Annotated in this window: 16 protein-coding genes, 1 tRNA gene and 1 pseudogene; 12 read left to right on the forward strand and 6 right to left on the reverse strand. The window is 65.0% G+C overall.

Annotated features, from left to right (window positions below; translation table 11 throughout):
• Positions 1–150 precede the first annotated feature (150 nt).
• The 6 genes from rpmI (at position 151) to ACP26O_RS07455 (ending at position 5,359) form a co-directional block, all read left to right on the forward strand.
• Positions 151–348 (forward strand): 50S ribosomal protein L35, encoded by a 198-nt coding sequence (gene rpmI, locus ACP26O_RS07430; RefSeq protein WP_004191477.1) that lies wholly within the window; start codon positions 151–153, stop codon positions 346–348.
• Between the two features lie 30 nt (positions 349–378).
• Positions 379–738, forward strand: a complete 360-nt coding sequence (gene rplT / locus ACP26O_RS07435; protein ID WP_006052502.1) for a 50S ribosomal protein L20 — start codon at positions 379–381, stop codon at positions 736–738.
• A 148-nt stretch (positions 739–886) separates the two neighbouring features.
• The gene (gene pheS, locus ACP26O_RS07440) at positions 887–1,900 is read left to right on the forward strand and encodes a phenylalanine--tRNA ligase subunit alpha (RefSeq protein WP_006753318.1); all 1,014 of its coding nucleotides are present in this window, start codon (positions 887–889) and stop codon (positions 1,898–1,900) included.
• Positions 1,901–1,996: 96 nt separating this feature from the next.
• Positions 1,997–4,426 carry a phenylalanine--tRNA ligase subunit beta gene (pheT, locus tag ACP26O_RS07445; RefSeq protein ID WP_175665100.1) on the forward strand — a complete coding sequence of 810 codons (2,430 nt, stop codon included), beginning with the start codon at positions 1,997–1,999 and terminating at the stop codon, positions 4,424–4,426.
• A gap of 72 nt (positions 4,427–4,498) precedes the next feature.
• On the forward strand, positions 4,499–4,885 hold the full coding sequence (locus ACP26O_RS07450; protein WP_006753316.1) for an integration host factor subunit alpha: 387 nt from the start codon (positions 4,499–4,501) through the stop codon (positions 4,883–4,885).
• Positions 4,886–4,945: 60 nt separating this feature from the next.
• The gene (locus tag ACP26O_RS07455) at positions 4,946–5,359 is read left to right on the forward strand and encodes a MerR family transcriptional regulator (RefSeq protein WP_165751305.1); all 414 of its coding nucleotides are present in this window, start codon (positions 4,946–4,948) and stop codon (positions 5,357–5,359) included.
• 72 nt (positions 5,360–5,431) lie between these two features.
• Here ACP26O_RS07455 and ACP26O_RS07460 read toward each other — a convergent pair whose 3' ends face one another.
• A complete protein-coding gene (locus ACP26O_RS07460) occupies positions 5,432–7,642 on the reverse strand; it encodes a hypothetical protein (protein WP_175665101.1) in 2,211 nt (736 codons plus the stop codon).
• A gap of 564 nt (positions 7,643–8,206) precedes the next feature.
• Here ACP26O_RS07460 and ACP26O_RS07465 point away from each other — a divergent pair.
• The 3 genes from ACP26O_RS07465 to bamC all read left to right on the forward strand — a co-directional run bounded on the left by ACP26O_RS07465 (position 8,207) and on the right by bamC (position 10,519).
• Positions 8,207–8,920, forward strand: coding sequence for a class I SAM-dependent methyltransferase (locus ACP26O_RS07465; protein WP_011656680.1), 714 nt, complete (start codon positions 8,207–8,209; stop codon positions 8,918–8,920).
• A 172-nt stretch (positions 8,921–9,092) separates the two neighbouring features.
• Positions 9,093–9,169 (forward strand) — tRNA-Pro (locus ACP26O_RS07470).
• 141 nt (positions 9,170–9,310) lie between these two features.
• Positions 9,311–10,519, forward strand: coding sequence for an outer membrane protein assembly factor BamC (gene bamC / locus ACP26O_RS07475; RefSeq protein WP_011656681.1), 1,209 nt, complete (start codon positions 9,311–9,313; stop codon positions 10,517–10,519).
• A 652-nt stretch (positions 10,520–11,171) separates the two neighbouring features.
• Here the strand turns inward: bamC and ACP26O_RS07480 are convergent.
• The 3 genes from ACP26O_RS07480 to ACP26O_RS07490 form a co-directional block, all read right to left on the reverse strand.
• Positions 11,172–11,429: a hypothetical protein gene (locus tag ACP26O_RS07480; RefSeq protein WP_006758856.1), complete on the reverse strand. Its 258-nt coding sequence runs from the start codon at positions 11,427–11,429 to the stop codon at positions 11,172–11,174.
• Between the two features lie 136 nt (positions 11,430–11,565).
• The gene (locus ACP26O_RS07485) at positions 11,566–11,838 is read right to left on the reverse strand and encodes a hypothetical protein (protein WP_011656682.1); all 273 of its coding nucleotides are present in this window, start codon (positions 11,836–11,838) and stop codon (positions 11,566–11,568) included.
• A gap of 222 nt (positions 11,839–12,060) precedes the next feature.
• A complete protein-coding gene (locus ACP26O_RS07490) occupies positions 12,061–12,735 on the reverse strand; it encodes a YdcF family protein (RefSeq protein ID WP_012363737.1) in 675 nt (224 codons plus the stop codon).
• 199 nt (positions 12,736–12,934) lie between these two features.
• Between ACP26O_RS07490 and ACP26O_RS07495 the strand changes: the two genes are divergently transcribed.
• A complete protein-coding gene (locus tag ACP26O_RS07495; protein ID WP_006754206.1) occupies positions 12,935–13,252 on the forward strand; it encodes a hypothetical protein in 318 nt (105 codons plus the stop codon).
• 189 nt (positions 13,253–13,441) lie between these two features.
• Here ACP26O_RS07495 and ACP26O_RS07500 read toward each other — a convergent pair whose 3' ends face one another.
• Positions 13,442–13,693 carry a hypothetical protein gene (locus tag ACP26O_RS07500; protein ID WP_011656684.1) on the reverse strand — a complete coding sequence of 84 codons (252 nt, stop codon included), beginning with the start codon at positions 13,691–13,693 and terminating at the stop codon, positions 13,442–13,444.
• A 203-nt stretch (positions 13,694–13,896) separates the two neighbouring features.
• Positions 13,897–14,292: pseudogene (locus tag ACP26O_RS07505) on the reverse strand (transposase); the annotation flags it as partial.
• Positions 14,293–14,724: 432 nt separating this feature from the next.
• Between ACP26O_RS07505 and ACP26O_RS07510 the strand changes: the two are divergent.
• A complete protein-coding gene (locus ACP26O_RS07510; RefSeq protein ID WP_011656685.1) occupies positions 14,725–15,627 on the forward strand; it encodes a LysR family transcriptional regulator in 903 nt (300 codons plus the stop codon).
• Positions 15,628–15,691: 64 nt separating this feature from the next.
• On the forward strand, positions 15,692–16,894 hold the full coding sequence (locus tag ACP26O_RS07515) for a pyridoxal phosphate-dependent aminotransferase (protein ID WP_175665102.1): 1,203 nt from the start codon (positions 15,692–15,694) through the stop codon (positions 16,892–16,894).
• Positions 16,895–16,978: the final 84 nt, after the last annotated feature.

Genomic DNA, 16,978 nt, shown 5'->3' on the forward strand with positions numbered 1-16,978 from the left:
GTGCGTTGCCCGGTCAGGGCGGCGCGCCAACAATGACGGCGGCTGCGCAAGCGGTTCGCCGTACACAAGTGGACTGGGTTTCGAAGGGCGGGTCAAGGGCGCATGCCAACCGCACACCCATCGCCATCTAATAAACTGGAGTTGTTCGTCATGCCTAAGATGAAGACCAAGAAGAGTGCTGCAAAGCGCTTCGTGGTGCGTCCGGGCGGTACCGTCAAGCGCGGTCAAGCCTTCAAGCGTCACATCCTGACCAAGAAAACCACGAAGAACAAGCGTCACCTGCGCGGCGCAACGGCAGTTCATGATTCCGATCTGAACTCCGTCCGCGCAATGCTGCCGTTCGCGTAACCCCTCAACTGATACTCTAAGGAGAGAAACATGCCTCGAGTCAAACGTGGGGTAACCGCACGGGCCCGCCACAAGAAGATCATCAAGCTGGCCAAGGGTTATCGCGGCCGTCGCAATAACGTCTACCGCATCGCCAAGCAGGCGGTGATGCGCGCTGGTCAGTACGCGTACCGCGATCGCCGCAACAAGAAGCGTGTGTTCCGCGCACTGTGGATCACGCGTATCAACGCGGCAGTTCGCCAGCACGACATGACCTACAGCGTGTTCATCAACGGCCTGAAGAAGGCGTCGATCGAACTCGACCGTAAGGTCCTGGCCGACATGGCGGTGTTCGACAAGGCTGCTTTTGCTGCGATCGTCCAGCAGGTGAAAGCCGCCGTTGCAGCCTAATTGCGAAATTAGCACTGCGTGGTGAGTTGCAGCGATGTTCCGGTAGTTTCGGCCGCTGCAGCGAAAACGGGGCTCTTCCGAGCCCCTTTTTTGTTTGGTGGGCAGATTTGCTCGCCAAGACCGAATGACGTTGGAAATGATGGGATCTATGGATCTGGACCAGATTGTCGCCGACGCGCAGCAGTCCTTCGAACAGGCTGCCGACATCACCACGCTCGAAAACGAGAAAGCACGATTTCTCGGCAAGTCGGGTGCGCTGACCGAGTTGCTCAAGGGCCTCGGCAAGCTCGATCCCGAAGCACGCAAGACCGAAGGCGCACGCATCAACGTCGCGAAGCAGCAGGTTGAAGCCGCGCTGACCGCACGTCGCCAGGCGCTCGCCGACGCACTCTTGAACCAGCGCCTCGCCGCCGAGGCGATCGACGTCACGCTGCCGGGTCGCGGCGCCGGTGCAGGCAGCCTGCACCCGGTGATGCGCACGTGGGAGCGCGTCGAACAGATTTTCCGCTCGATCGGCTTCGACGTGGCCGACGGTCCCGAAATCGAGACCGACTGGTACAACTTCACGTCGCTGAACAGCCCGGAGAACCATCCGGCGCGTTCGATGCAGGACACCTTCTACGTCGAAGGCAAGGATGCCGACGGCCGCCAGCTGCTGCTGCGAACGCACACGAGCCCGATGCAGGTGCGTTACGCGCGCATGAACCGTCCGCCGATCAAGGTGATCGCGCCCGGCCGCACGTACCGCGTGGACAGCGATGCGACGCACTCGCCGATGTTCAATCAGGTCGAGGGGCTGTGGATCGACGAAAACATCAGCTTCGCCGACCTCAAGGGCGTCTATACCGATTTCCTGAAGAAATTCTTCGAGCGCGACGACATCCTCGTGCGCTTCCGTCCGTCGTATTTCCCGTTCACGGAACCGTCGGCCGAGATCGACATGATGTTCGAGCACGGCAAGAACGCCGGCAAATGGCTCGAGATCTCGGGCTCGGGGCAGGTGCATCCGACCGTGATCCGCAACATGGGCCTCGATCCCGAGCGCTACATCGGCTTTGCGTTCGGCAGCGGCCTCGAGCGCCTGACGATGCTGCGCTACGGTGTGCAGGATCTCCGGCTGTTCTTCGAGAACGACCTGCGTTTCCTGCGCCAGTTCGCATAACGCACGCGCCGCGCCGACATGTGCCCGCGCACGCCCCGCCGGACGTTTCCGACGGGGCCCGGGCGTCGATCTAACCTGTTTCGAACGTAGACATCCATGCAATTCCCTGAATCCTGGTTGAGAACCTTTGTCGACCCGCAGCTGACGACCGACGAGCTGTCGCACGCGCTGACGATGGCGGGGCTCGAAGTCGAATCGCTGAGCAAGGCTGCGCCGCCGACGTCGAAGATCGTCGTCGGCCGCGTGCTCGAAGTCGTCAAGCATCCGGATGCGGACAAGCTCAATGTCTGCCAGGTCGACGCCGGCACCGGCGCGACGCTGAATATCGTTTGCGGCGCACCGAACGTGGCGCCCGGCATCAAGGTGCCGGTCGCGCTGGTCGGCGCGGAACTGCCGCCGGCGGAAGAGGGCGGCAAGCCGTTCGCGATCAAGCTGTCGAAGCTGCGCGGCGTCGAGAGCCAGGGGATGCTGTGCTCGGCGCGCGAGCTGAAGCTGTCCGAGGACCACAGCGGCCTGCTGATCCTGCCGGAAGACACGCCGGTCGGCCAGGACATCCGCGACACGCTCAATCTCGACGATACGATCTTCGAAATCAAGCTGACGCCGAACAAGGCCGATTGCCTGTCCGTGTTCGGTATCGCGCGCGAGACGGCCGCGATCACCGGCGCGCCGCTGACGCCGGTCGATATCCGCCCGGTGCGCGTCGAGCTCGACGAGACGCTGCCCGTGCGCATTGACGCGCCCGATCTGTGCGGCCGCTTTTCCGGCCGCGTGATCCGCGGCGTGAACGCACACGCGAAGACGCCGCAATGGATGGTCGAGCGCCTCGAGCGTTCGGGCCAGCGCAGCGTGTCGGCGCTCGTCGACATCTCGAACTACGTGATGTTCGAGCTTGGCCGCCCGTCGCACGTGTTCGACCTGGACAAGATCCACGGTGGCATCGAGGTGCGCTGGGGCAAGCGCGGCGAGTCGCTGAAGCTGCTGAACGGCAATACGGTCGAACTCGACGAAACGGTCGGCGTGATCGCGGACGATCGCCACGTCGAAAGCCTCGCGGGCATCATGGGCGGCGACAGCACGGCCGTCACGCTCGACACGACCAACATCTACCTGGAAGCCGCGTTCTGGTGGCCCGACAGCATCCGTGGCCGCGCGCGCAAGTACAACTTCTCGACCGATGCGGCCCATCGCTTCGAGCGCGGCGTCGACTACGCAACCACCGTCGAGCACGTCGAGCGCATTACACAACTGATTCTCGAGATCTGCGGCGGCAAGGCCGGTCCGATCGACGATCAGGCGGTCAACCTGCCGCAGCGCGCGCCGGTGAAGATGCGCGTATCGCGCGCGAACCGCATCATCGGCGTGAAGATCGACGCCGACGAGATCGCGGACATCTTCACGCGCCTCGGCCTGCCGTTCGAGCGTGACGACGACGCATTCCTGGTCACGCCGCCGTCGCACCGCTTCGACATCGAGATCGAGGAAGACCTGATCGAGGAAGTCGCCCGCATTTACGGCTTCGAGAAGATTCCGGCGCGTCCGCCGGTCGCGACGAGCGAGATGCGCGCGACCAACGAGACGCAGCGTTCGATCCACGACATCCGTCATGCGCTCGCGGCGCGCGACTACGCGGAAACGGTCAACTTCAGCTTCGTCGATGCGGAGTGGGAGCACGATTTCGCCGGCAACGACACCCCGATTCGCCTGCTGAATCCGATCGCGAGCCAGCTGTCGGTGATGCGCACGACGCTGTTCGGCAGCCTGATCTCGGTGTTGCGCCACAACCTGAACCGCCGCGCGGATCGCGTGCGCGTGTTCGAGGCCGGCCGCGTGTTCCTCGCCGATCCGTCGGTGAAGGCCGGCGAGCTGACCGTCGAAGGCTACACGCAGCCGAAACGTGTCGGCGCGCTCGCGTACGGCCCGGCGGTCGACGAGCAGTGGGGCGTGGCCACGCGCGCAGTCGATTTCTTCGACGTGAAGGGCGATCTCGAGGCGCTGCTCGCGCCGGCCGCCGCGCGCTTCGTGAAGGCCGAACATCCGGCCCTTCATCCGGGCCGCAGCGCGCGCATCGAAGTCGATGGCCGCGCGGTCGGCTGGATCGGCGAGCTGCATCCGCGCCTGATGCAGAAGTACGAGCTGCCGCACGCGCCGGTGATGTTCGAAATCGACACGGACGCGCTCACCGCGCGTGCGCTGCCGGCTCCGACCGACGTATCGAAATTCCCGCCGGTCCGGCGCGATATCGCCGTCGTGGTCGATCAGGCGGTCGAGGTTCAGGCACTTTTCGACGAAATGAAGAAGGTGCTGGCCGAAGACGCCTGCCGATTCGTTCAGAAGGTTGTACTCTTCGACGAATTTCGTGCAAAATCAAATACTTCCGGTGGCCTTGCCGCGCACGAGAAGAGCCTTGCCTTCCGCGTGACGCTGCAGGATCCGGCTGGCACGCTACAGGACGAGGTCGTCGATCAGGCGATCCAGACGCTGGTCGAGCGAATGGCTCGTGCCGGTGCCCGCCTGCGCGGCTAAGGAGAGGGGCCGCCCGTTGGCGGGCGGCTTTTTCCCCTCGCAAGTTTTGGTTTAACGCGCTGTATGGCAGATATGAACGACATGACCTCGAGTGAATTCGAAGCCCTCCTGACGGCGCAACGCAGCGCCATGAACCGCGACGCTTCGGCGCCGGCGTCCACCGAGACGCCGACGCTGACGAAAGCGGAACTGGCGGAGCTGCTGTTCGACAGCGTCGGGCTGAACAAGCGTGAAGCGAAGGACATGGTCGAGGCTTTTTTCGAAGTGATCCGCGACGCGCTCGAAAACGGTGAAAGCGTCAAGCTGTCGGGATTCGGCAATTTCCAGCTGCGCGACAAGCCGCAGCGTCCGGGCCGCAATCCGAAGACGGGCGAGGCGATTCCGATCGCGGCCCGCCGGGTCGTAACCTTCCACGCGAGCCAGAAGCTGAAAGCGCTGGTCGAAAACGGCGTGGAATGACGCCGCGCGTTGACGTCTCCGCGCGGCCGCCGCGCACCCTTTACCGACGGTTAACCGACGATGACCACTACGGTTGAGAAAGTCGTCTTGCCTCCGATTCCCGCGAAGCGCTACTTCACGATCGGTGAGGTCAGTGAGCTGTGCGGGGTCAAGCCGCACGTGCTGCGTTACTGGGAACAGGAATTCACGCAGTTGCGGCCGGTGAAGCGGCGAGGCAATCGCCGGTATTACCAGCATCACGAAGTCCTGCTGATCCGGCGGATTCGCGAGTTGCTGTACGAACAAGGGTTCACGATCAACGGGGCGCGCAACCGGCTCGATTCGCCGGGCAGCGAACGCGGCGCCCCGGCACCGGCCGAGCCGGACGTGGCCGGTGCCGATGAGCGTGCGGCGGGCCAGCAGGGTGAGACGGTCGATGTGAACGCGTTGCGGCAGGCGCTCCTCGACGTGATCGACGGATTGAAGCGCGACTGAGCATGACGCTCGAAACAAAGCCCGGTTGGCGAAGTGCCACCGGGCTTTTTTCATGCGTGCGAGCCCGCGCTATCAGCGCGCTGCGAGCGGATTCGGCTTGCCCATGTCGACGACCAGCGTGCCGTCCGGCAGCATCCGCACCGAGCCCTGCGCGACCTGGCTGCGGTAACCGTACAGGTCGAAACGCATCGGGCCGGCCTCGGCAGAATTCCGGATCAGCGCGCGCACATTCAGTTCGAGCACGTTGAACATCTTCATGTCGCCGCCTTCCATCCACATGTAGCTCGGCGCGTCGATCTGCGGCCGCTTCGGCACGGGTGCGTCGGCGGCACGCCGGAACGTGAGGCGCAGCCCGTCGCGTTCGACCGTCGCCTGCGCGAGTTTTCCGTTCAAAACCGGCGGCGGAAATACGGTGTACTGATCGAGTACGAGCGTGTCGCCGCGCAGTTCCGCGCCGCGGCGCTGCATCGGCGTCAGCGACGCGAGTTCGATGCCGAGCGAGCGCAGCAGCTGCGCCTGCGGAATGCCGAGCACCGAAACCTGCGACGGCTTGAACGCGAGGTGCCGGTCGTCGAGCACCGACAGCGAGCCCTTCATGTCGGTCGGCAGCCATACGCCGGGCACGTGATTCCAGAGCTTGATGCCGCCCTGCACGCGCAGGTCCTCGCCGTCCGCGCTCAGTTGCAGGTCGTTCAGCGAGCGCGGCGAATAGTCGAGCAGATAGTTGTTGAAGAGCGCCGACATCGCCTTCCACGATTCGACGACCGTTCCGCCGAGAATGCGGATGTCGTACTGGTTCGGATCGTCGAGGTCGACCGGCTCGCCCGGCCGTTTCGCGATGAGCTGCACGTCGAGATCCTCGACATGGAAGCCGATGTCGCCGGACAGGTTGAAGTCGACGTTGTGCAGGTGGATCGTCGGGTTGCGGTTCGACACGTGCCGTTCGTTGAACGGCGTGGTCGACGAGCGCCGCATCGCGACTTTCTGCATGCCGGGCTGCGCTGCGGCGGCCGCGAGCGCAAACGCTTCCCAGTGCTGGCGCAAGTCGCGCAACGCGTTCTGCTGCGCGGCGAGGAAGCTGTCGTTCAGGCGGGCGGCCGTTTTGCCCAGCGCGGCGCCGCTCGCGGGCCCCGCATACGACGGCATCCGGATCGCCATCGCACCGCTTTCGTCGAAATTGAAATAGCCGGCCGATACCTGGTCGCGATAGTGATACAGGTCGAACACGAAATTCCGGTCGCGCTTCGCCGGATCGACGGGGCTGATCAGGATGTCGGCGTTCATCGGCATCGAGCGCATGAATTTCACGTCGCCGCCGCGGATGTACATCGCCTGTTGCGGCGCGTTCGCGGGCAGCGCGAAGCCGGCGTGCGAGCCGTCGTCGAGCGTCAGGTCGAGCCCGGCCGGCGTCACGCGCAGCGCGGTGATCCGGATCTTCAGCCGCGGCGGCGGCATCAGCTTGTCGACCGACATCACGAGGTCGTCGCCGACGAGCCGCGCAATCGGTGTCTCGACCTTCAGCAGGTCGGCCATCTTCACGTTGGCCGCGCGCATCACCGGCTGCGCATTGATGCCCGATACGCGCACGCCGGTCGGATGGAACACGAGCTGACTGCCGTCGCGGATCGCCAGCGTGCCAGTCAGCGAGAACGGCACCCAGCCGTCGCGCTGCATCTCGCCTTGCAGATGGATCACGCCGTCGCCGGCCGAGACGGCGAGCTTGCGCAGCGGTGCGTTGCGGTAACCGAAGATGTAGGTGTCGAAGAGTGCGGTCAGCTTCGTGTTGTCGAGCGTGACCGTGCCTTCGTGCACGTCGATCTCGAAACTAGTCGGGTCGTCGAACACGATCGGCGCGCCGGCCTGCGTCGGCACGAGTGTCGCGGACAGCTGATGGATGAAGAAGCCGAGGTTGTTGACGATGCGGAAGTCGACATCGCGCAGAAACGTCATCGCACCGTTCTGGCCCGAGTCGCGCAGCGTGAACGGGCGCGGCTGCGTGAGGCTGATCGACGCGAGCGACGGCACGGTGCGGGCGATCTGCTGTTCATGGGCGAGACGTTCGGCCTTGGCGCGCTCGATCTTCGTCGAGGCGACCGACGCGTTGCCGTCACGCTGCGCGGCTGGTTCCGCGCAGCCGGCGCAGAGCAGCGCGAGCGCCAGCGCGCCGCAGCCGAGTGCACGGGAGGTGCCGTGCGAAACCGAGACCGCCGCGCGTCGCGGGGCAGCCATCCAGTCGAGAATTGCCAAAGGCGTGCGATGGCCGCGCCGGACCGCATTCCGCATCGTCTGTCTCCAGGTCTTGTCGTGATCGACGAGGGCGCGCGGCCGATGTGCGGCGCGGACGTCGATGCCGTGCAGTGTGGCATAGCGCGCTAGAGCGGCGTCACCAAACAACGGGCGTGCGGGCAAGGCCGGGCGGCGCACAACAGGACAATGGATTCCCGGTGGCACGGCGGCAAGATCAAACGGTCGTTTGGTTTTGCGGCCGGGGCGGGCGGCGCGCTGAACCGATCGTCAAACCGGGCGCCGACATGGGCTGACGCGGGTTTTCGTGCGGGGGCGGGGCGGCGACGGACGCGGTATCGCTGTCGTCGCCGGCACGGCCGATCAGACCAGCATGTGCAGCCGGACGATGCGCCGTGCGCGTCGCTTTCGCGTCGATCTCGCGCCGGGTAAGCGCACGGTAGCGATCCGCGGCGAAACGGCCATCGTCCTTTTCGATTAGGACGCGACGTGGGTTGCCGGTGCGATTCGCGCAACTTGCCGTGGGTGCGCCGGCCGAGGCGCGGTAAGATCGGCATCAGTGGCTGGATGGATCAGCATGGTGGCCGACACGGGGGAGGCGTCATGGATCTGAAGGAACTCGACGTATTGGGAGCGGATGTAGGCGATCACTGGTACTACGCGTCGAAGGCGCGCGCGATCCGTCGGTTCCTGGGCTCGCCGGATGCGAGCCGGATCCTCGACGTCGGCGCGGGCTCGGGATTCTTTTCCAAGCATTTGCTCGAGCGCACGCAGGCGACCGAAGCGTGGTGTGTCGATACGAGCTACCCCGACGATACCGACGGCGAGGCGGCCGGCAAGCCTGTCCATTTTCGCCGCGCCGTCGATCGATTCGATGCCGATCTCGTGTTGCTGATGGATGTCCTCGAGCACGTCGATGACGATGTCGGGTTGCTTGCGCGATATGTGGAGGGTGCGCCCAAGGGCAGCCGGTTCCTGATCACGGTTCCCGCGTTTCAGTTCCTCTGGAGCGCGCATGACGATTTTCTCGAGCACAAGCGCAGGTACACGCTCGACGGTCTTGAAGACGTCGCACGTCGCGCGGGGCTGGAGGTCGAGCACGGCGCGTACTACTTCGGCCTCACGTTTCCGCTCGCGGCGGCAATGCGGCTGAGCGAACGCGCGCGTCGGCAACCGCGTGAACCGGCGTCGCAATTGCGCCGGCACCATCCGGTCGTCAACGGTTTGCTCAAGCTGATCTGCCGGGCCGAGTTGCCGATGTTCCGGTTCAATCGGATGGCGGGCCTCACGGTCATCTGCGTCGCGCGCAAGCGGTGAGCATCTGGCGGATCGTATCGCCGGCTCGTGGGTGAGGCCGGATGCGCGTTGCCGCTCGCGTCGAGGCCGCCACGTGCTGTCACGCCATCTCGGAAAAATTTCGCAGGAACATTCACAAAATGCATGCGACCCGTTCTAAACCGGCGAACTGTCTGTTATAATTTTTTTCTTTCGGGGCGTAGCGCAGCCTGGTAGCGTACCTGCATGGGGTGCAGGTGGTCGGAGGTTCAAATCCTCTCGCCCCGACCAGATAAAGAACCCGCGTCAGTTCAGGCTGACGCGGGTTTTTTCTTGGCCGTCGCTTTTTTGCACATCCCGGCGCGGCCCCGGTAAAATGCAAGGTTGATCCACGGAAAGCGCCGTGATTTAGCGGAAGAGGATTCCCCGAACATGACTGATCTTCGTCTTACCATGCGGTTCGCTGCAGTGCTCGCCACTGGCGCGCTCGTCGCCGGTTGCGGTACGTCGTCGCCCACGAAAGTGGACTACAAGAGCGATTCGAAATCGAAGGAAGCGTCGCTCGCAGTGCCGCCCAACATGCTTGACGAGACGGCCGATCAGCGTTCGCTGCCGCCGCAGGGCGGCGCGACTTCCCTGTCTGCGCTTCAGCAGGTCCAGCACGCGGCACCCGCGCTGGACACCGTCGCGCCCGCCGTGTCCGGCATGCATATCCAGCGCGACGGCACCGAGAGCTGGCTCGTGATCGACGGCAAGAAGCCCGCCGACATCTGGCCGCAGGTTCGCCGCTTCTGGCAGGAGCAGGGCTTCCTGCTCGTCGTCGACCAGCGCGACAAGGGCGTGATGGAAACCGACTGGAACGAAACTCACCCGCAGATCAACGACGGCCTGATCCGTAGCGTGATCACGAAGGCGATGGGCAACTCGTACGTGACGGCCGAGCGCAACAAGTACCGCACGCGCCTCGATTCGGCGCCGAACGGCGGCACCTACGTGTTCATCAGCCAGAAGGGCATGCGCGAGGCGATCACCGGTGCGAACAACGATTCGAGCAAGTGGGAAGCGAAGCCGAACGATCCGGCGCTCGAGACGGAATACCTGAAGCGGCTGATGGCAGTGCTCGCCCAGAACGAGCAGCGCGCGAAGAACGGCGAGCCGCCGATTGCGAACATCAACGACAACACGGTGCCGAAGGACAAGAAGGCGGACACCGACGCATCGAAGGCTGCCGCCGCGGCGATCGCCGCGCAGAACGTCGCGCGTACGTCGTCGCAAGCGAACGACGTCGACTCGGCTGCGGTGCCGTCCGAAGTCACGCTCGGCGAGCCGTACGACCGTTCGTGGCTGCACGTCGGCCTCGCGCTCGATCGCGCGAACTTCACGGTCGACGATCGCGATCGCACGAAGGGCCTGTATTTCGTGCGTTATGTCGATCCGAAGGACATCAGCGCGGCCGAGCAGGGCTTCTGGAGCCAGCTGTTCCACGGCAAGAAGGAAAAGCAGGCGAAGCAGTATCGCGTCAACGTGAAGGCGCTGTCGTCCGACCAGACGCGCGTCGCAGTCGTCGACGATTCGGGTGCGATCGATACGTCGACGCCGGCCCGGCAAATCATGGGGCTGCTCGTGAATCAGCTGCGCTGATCGCGGCACGATCCCGGCCTTCGAAAAGCCCGCCTTCCGGCGGGCTTTTTTCATTGTCGCGCGCGTTGGCGTGTGCGGGACGTTCGATCCCTTCTCGTGACGTTACGTAACATCCGCGCGTTACGGCCGCTGGACAGGTGTTACATCGTCATGACCGCAGAAAATATCCTTATGGATCAATGGCGTACTTTCGTAAGTGCGCCTGGCACACAAACTGCTTTATAAGGTGGAATCGTGAAAACAGGGAGGGTGGCGTCAGAGAGCGGGCGGCGTCTCGACCGTCCGACCGATGTCTTCAGATGCCGGTGCTCCGAGCGCCGGCGCAAAACCCGATAACGATCCGCGCGATGCGCGGATCCCGATGGCCCCGTCGCCTTTCCTCGTAGGGCGACGGTTTCGCCCGCGCTTCTTCTGAAGCGCGGGCAATTTTTTTGGGGCGGCAAAGCGAATGCATGCCGATCCAGCCGCGAGGATTCGTATTGGTCGAGCGCTGGGAGGCGGGGCTGCATTGGCCGCGCATGTGCGTTTGACGCACATTCCGGCTTGCCGCGGAGCGGTCGCGGACGGATCGATCGTTCCGGGATCCGCGCGCCGTGGAGGTTCGTTTGAGCGGGGCAAGGCGGCCGGACGCATTGCCGGCCGCTGCGATCCGTCAGTGCGACGTGCTGGGTACGTCGAGAATCAGGATGATCGTCCAGTCGGCATCGCCGTCGTGATGATACTGGCGCTCGGCGACGATGAACGGTTGCTGCTTGCCTTGCGGGCCGAGGAAAAGCACGTCGCCCTCCATCGGCAGGCACTCGATCGGCGGCAGCGCGAGGAACGCGTCGGTCGAGCCGCGCGGCATCAGTTGCTTGATCTTGCGAGTGGCTTCTTCGGTCCACTCGATGTCGAGTTGAATGTTGCTCATGCTGTCCTCCGCACCGGGGTGCGCACGGGTGGAAAATTTCGGTGCGCGACTTTAGCACAACGCGCGGGCGCCGCAACCAAAAAAGCCGAACCCGGTTGCCCGGATTCGGCTTTTCGCTTGTGCGGTGCCGCCGAACTTACTGGCTGGCAGCTTCTGCCGGAGCCGCCTTCTTGGCGGCCTTCTTCGCTGCCTTGTGATGCATCGCCTTCTTGACGTGGTGATGCTCTTCCTGCGCCGCCGGCTGTGCAGCCTCGGCTGCTTGCTGCTGTTGCAGTGCCTGTGCGCGCTGCTCGATCTCGGCGATCTTTGCCGGATCGGTGATGGTCTGGATTTGCGTGCTCTCTTGCGCATACGCTGCGCCAGTCAGCGCCGACATCGCGACCAGAATAGCCAGGGACGTCTTCTTCATTGCTTTACCTCCGCTAAGTGGTGATGAACCCGAATGTTGCCGTTTTGTCTGGCGACTGCAATCGAGTGCGTGTCGAGTGTAACAAAAGTGACGGATCAATGTGCACCGGATCGAGGCGCAGCGCAAGGCCCCGTTGAAGTCGCGCAACACTTCGTGCGTTCCGTCACGCGCCTGCCATCCGGGGCGAAACCGTCGCTCTCACCCCCGCTGCCCGTGGCGCCGTCAGAACCAGCCGAGCCATCGATAGACGTGAAATTGCGCGATGCCGACCAGCTCGTGCAATGCCCGGTTCGCGTTTTCCAGGTTGTCCCGGCGGGGCAGCCAGCCCAGTTGTGCGCGCCGGCGATTCGAATAAACGGGCTGCGGATCGATGCCGAAGTGGCGGAAGTCGAGCAATGCGCGGCGCATCTGGTACGACGACGCGACGAGAATGCGCGTGTCGTCATGTTGTGAGCGTAGTATAGAAGCAGTGAATTTCGCGTTTTCGTAGGTCGTACGGCTGTTCGGCTCGAGCACGAGGTCGCCGGGGGCGACACCTTCCGCCACCAGCCGGCGTCCGTAGACGGCCGCCTCGGTTTCGCCGTGATGTTGCGGGTCGCCGCCCGACATCACCACGGTGCAGCGAGTGGCCTGCTGCACGCACGTGCGATAGAGCGCGGCGGTCGTGCGGATGCGCGCTTCGCCGTCGGGCGGCGCCTGCAGGCCGGTTTCGCCGCGCCGCGTGCCGATGCCGAGCGTGATCAGTGTGGTCCGGCCGTGCATGTCGGGGTGCTCGACCGGCGTCACGCCGGCCTCGGTCCACGCGATGAGCGGTGCCGCGAGCCAGCCGGTCGCGAGCAGCCAGAACACCGCGGCGCCGGCGATCGCGATCTGTCGCCGCCGCTTGCGGCAGAGCATGAAACAGATGAAGAGAAGTACAAACGAATCGAACAGAATCAATTTGATTGGGGTATGGTGTCTTTTTATGGACGGCTGACGATCTGGCCCTAACGCGACGTCGAACGTCGGCCTCCAGAATCGGTGGCGGTATCGGCGGGCGGAGCTCCCGCCCGGCACGCCGCTTCGCATTGTCGCTGCACTTTAAGAAAGAATCGAGATGGCCACGTATTCCAACGAAGCGGTGCTCGACGCATTGAGACGAGTGCAGTACCGCCAGGTACCGTGGGCGCGCCGCCCGGGCGTGTTCGAGTATCTCCGGTCGCTAGGACTGATGGACACGGTCAGGCAGAAGACCGTTGCGCCCGCACCGGGTTTTCATGCGCCGGTCGACATCGCGGTGCTGACCGACAACGGTCGAGCCGAATGCGCGCGCCTCGAGCGCGACGAGAAATTACTTTCCTGGACCGATCGCCGCATGGACGACTACGCATTGAGCGAAGCCAGCGCCGTGGCGATTCTCGAAAGCCGCCTGTAGCGGCGCGCGCCTGTCCTCGCGCAGCCCTGCGCGACACGCCGAAAAAAAGCCCGTATCGCGAGGATACGGGCGTACCGGATACTTTTGCTGTTGCCATGCTGTGCTCATGGCAACGAATGTGACTCGTCGCATATCGAGCAGTTCCCGAATCGGGGAATTTTCTTTGACGAAAACCGGCAGGTTGCCGGGCTACGGATGGCGCGGCAGCTCGGTCGGCTGCGAGCCGATGCGCGCGCGTGCGTTGCTGGCGATGTCGCCGCGCAAGTCGCCGCGCGGCACGGTCTGCCGATTGGACGCCGTGGCAGGCGGTTGCTGGCGAAGGGAATTCCGGTGTTCTTGCTGGCGGTGAGGCTGCTTGCCGCGATCATCGGCGCGAGCGGGGGCGGTCAGCGCCAGTGAAATGACAATGCCGCATGCGACGAGCAGTGACATTGGTTTCATGGCGGGGGCTCCCTTCAAGCCGCCGGCGCAGCTTGTTGATATGACGCTAAGGTAAGCGCGGGAGTGCAGGTTTGCTGTAAATAATAGTAAAGAGATGTATCGCAGCACGACAGCGGTGGTCGACGACGACGCGAGCGCCGCGCAATGAACGGGGCGCCTGAAAGAAACCGGGCGGCCGAAGCCGCCCGATCGAGCATGCGTTACGCCATCTTCACGGGGGCGCGCCAGGATTCCGGATTGGTCCAGAAGGCGCCGCGCAGCCGGTCGCGGCTCGGCGGTGCAGGCGGCTTCGCCGCGCTTGCCCCGATGCGACCGCGCAACGAGATCTGGCGGCCGCTCGTGCCGAGTCGCTTGACGATTTCGGCGAGCGTACCGTCTGCCTGCCATTCGTCGAAGCGACGGCGGCAGGTCGGCGGCGACGGATAGCGGCCCGGCAGCTTGGACCAGCCTTCACCCGTCGACAGTACCCACAGCACGGCATTGACCACGGAACGGGCCTCCACGCGGGGACGGCCGCGCCGTTCGCTTCGTGCGGGTTCCGAGCAAAACAGACCTTCGACCAGCGCCCACTCGTTATCTCTCAAATCGTCGAACAGCATCATGTCCTCACCTCAGCGAAGCTAACTCCGGTGCGCTGCCCTGCGCCGCGCACTCTTCAGGCACTCGAACGTCGAGTGCCGGGTGGGGGCGTCCGGTTGGCCGGCAGCGGCGTTTCTGCCTTCCCGTCCGACGAAAACCTGCGCCCTGTGCGTCAGATAAAGCACGATGTGTGCCACGTCGGAGGCGATTCCCTCGAGAGCCGCTTGGCAGCGGGCTAACGGCTAAGTCAGCTAGGGGCGTATAAGACGCCAAAATAACCCGGCAGCAAATCGGGACAATCACCAATCTTGTGCAATTCGCCCGTACCGCGTGCGTTCGCGCGAATATTGCACCGCAGCGAAACATGGGTGGTCGATACCGGATTCGCACCTCGAAGCGTGTTTCGCGCATTAAAATCGCGCATCGGTATCCACGATTGATGAGGTGAAGGGATGAACGTAACGCTGCGCCAGCTTCGCGTGTTCATCGAGGTAGCGCGGCTCAGGAGCTTCAGCCGCGCGGGCGATGAGATCGGGCTCACGCAGTCCGCGGTGAGCCGTTGCGTGCGTGAGCTCGAGACGGAGCTCGGGCTGAAGCTGATCGACCGGACCACGCGCGACGTGCAGTTGACCGATGTCGGCGCAAACCTGATCGCGAGCGTGTCCCGGCTGATCGACGATCTCGACGACACGCTGCGCGAGATTCGCGAGATCGGCGAGCAGCGGCGGGGGCGCGTGATCGTCGCCGCGAGCCCGACGATCGCGTGCCGGCTGATGCCGCGTGTCGTCGCGTCGTGCGAGCGCCAGTTCCCGTTCGTCACGCTTGGCTTGCGCGACGACGTGCAGAGCGACGTACTGCGCAAGGTGAAGTCGAGCGAGGTCGATTTTGGTGTCGTCATCGGCCCGCTTACCGTGGCCGATCTCGTGTGCGAACCGTTGATGACCGATTCGTTCTGTTTGGTCGCGCGCGCCGATCATCCGCTTGCGGCGCGGCCCGAGGTGCCGTGGACGGCACTCGACGGCGAGCGCCTCGTGCTGCTCGACCATGCGTCCGGAAGCCGGCCGCTGATCGACGCTGCGCTGGCCACCCATCGGGTGAATGCGACCGTCATGCAGGAACTCGGGCATTCGGCGACGGTATTCGGGCTCGTCGAGGCCGGCGTCGGCGTGAGCGTGCAGCCGTGGCTGTCGCTGCCGCTGCCGGCAGGATCGACGCTGGTCGCGCGGCCGCTGACGCCGCGTACCGAGCGCACCGTCGAACTGGTGCGCCGCCGCGACCGGTCGCTGTCGCCCGCCGCGCAGGCGATCTGGGAGCTCGCGCGCCAGATGCCGGCGCGAGCGGAGGACCTCGACTGACGGTGCGGATCCGGCGCGCACGCCGGTACACTGCGCGGATCGTGTTCCACGGGGGCAGTTCTCGATGACGCATTCCGCAGATGCCGGCCCGGCGACGGGCGCGCCGGCGGCACGCAGCGCAGTCCAGGCGCTGCGTCCGTCGCTGATCAGGGAAGTGGCGAACGCCGGCTTCGACGTGCCCGACGTGCTGCCGTTCTGGTTCGGCGAATCCGATCGCGTGACGCCGGCATTCATTCGCGACGCGGCCGCGGCGGCGCTGCGCGACGGCGCAACCTTCTATACGCAGAACCTCGGCACCGCCCCGCTGCGCCGCGCGATCGCGGCGTACGTGAGCGCGCGGCACGGCGCGACGCCGGTCGATACAGTCGCCGTGACGAGTTCGGGCGTGAGCGCGCTGATGCTGGCGGCGCAACTGCTGGTCGGTCCGGGCGATCGCGTCGTCGCGGTCACGCCGCTCTGGCCGAACCTCGTCGAAATCCCGAAGATACTCGGTGCGCAGGTCGAATGCGTGCCGCTCGGCCATGGCGATGCGGGCTGGCGGCTCGATATCGACCGGCTGCTCGCGGCGCTGACGCCCGACACGCGGATGCTGTTCGTCAACTCGCCGAACAATCCGACCGGCTGGACGATGTCCCGCGACGACCAGCAGGCCGTACTCGCGCATTGCCGACGTCACGGCATCTGGGTGGTCGCCGACGAAGTGTACGAACGACTCGCGTTCGGTGCGGCCGGCGCGCCGTCGTTCCTCGATATCGCGTCGCGCGACGAGCGGCTGATCGTCGTGAATTCGTTCTCGAAGGCTTGGGCGATGACGGGCTGGCGGCTCGGATGGCTGGTCGCGCCGGCGCCGGTCATGGGCGATCTGTCGAAGCTGGTCGAATACAACACGTCGTGCGCGCCCGGGTTCATCCAGGCTGCAGGCGAAGTCGCGCTGCGCGATGGCGAGCCGTTCGTGCAGTCGTTCGTCGCGGCGCTGCGCGGCGCGCGTGACCATCTCGTTGCCGCGCTGCGCACGCTGCCGGGCGTCGACGTGCCGCCTCCATCGGGCGCGATGTACCTGTTCCTGCGCTTGCCCGGCGCGGACGACAGCCTCGCGTTCTGCAAGTCGCTGGTGCGTGAGACAGGGCTGGGACTGGCGCCGGGGCGCGCATTCGGCCCGGAGGGGGAAGGGTTCGTGCGCTGGTGCTATGCATGCGATCCGGCGCGGCTCGATGCGGGCGTCGAGCGCTTGCGCCGCTTCCTCGCGCGGGGCGCGGGCCCGCGCTGAAGCGGGGACGGAGCGCCGCGGGGCCCGCGGAACGGCGGGCCGTTCGGCTCATCTTTACGCACAGGGCGAATTTGCGTAATATGG

Source organism: Burkholderia sp. R-40 (assembly GCF_049942845.1).
GTDB classification, from domain to species: Bacteria; Pseudomonadota; Gammaproteobacteria; order Burkholderiales; family Burkholderiaceae; genus Burkholderia; species Burkholderia ambifaria.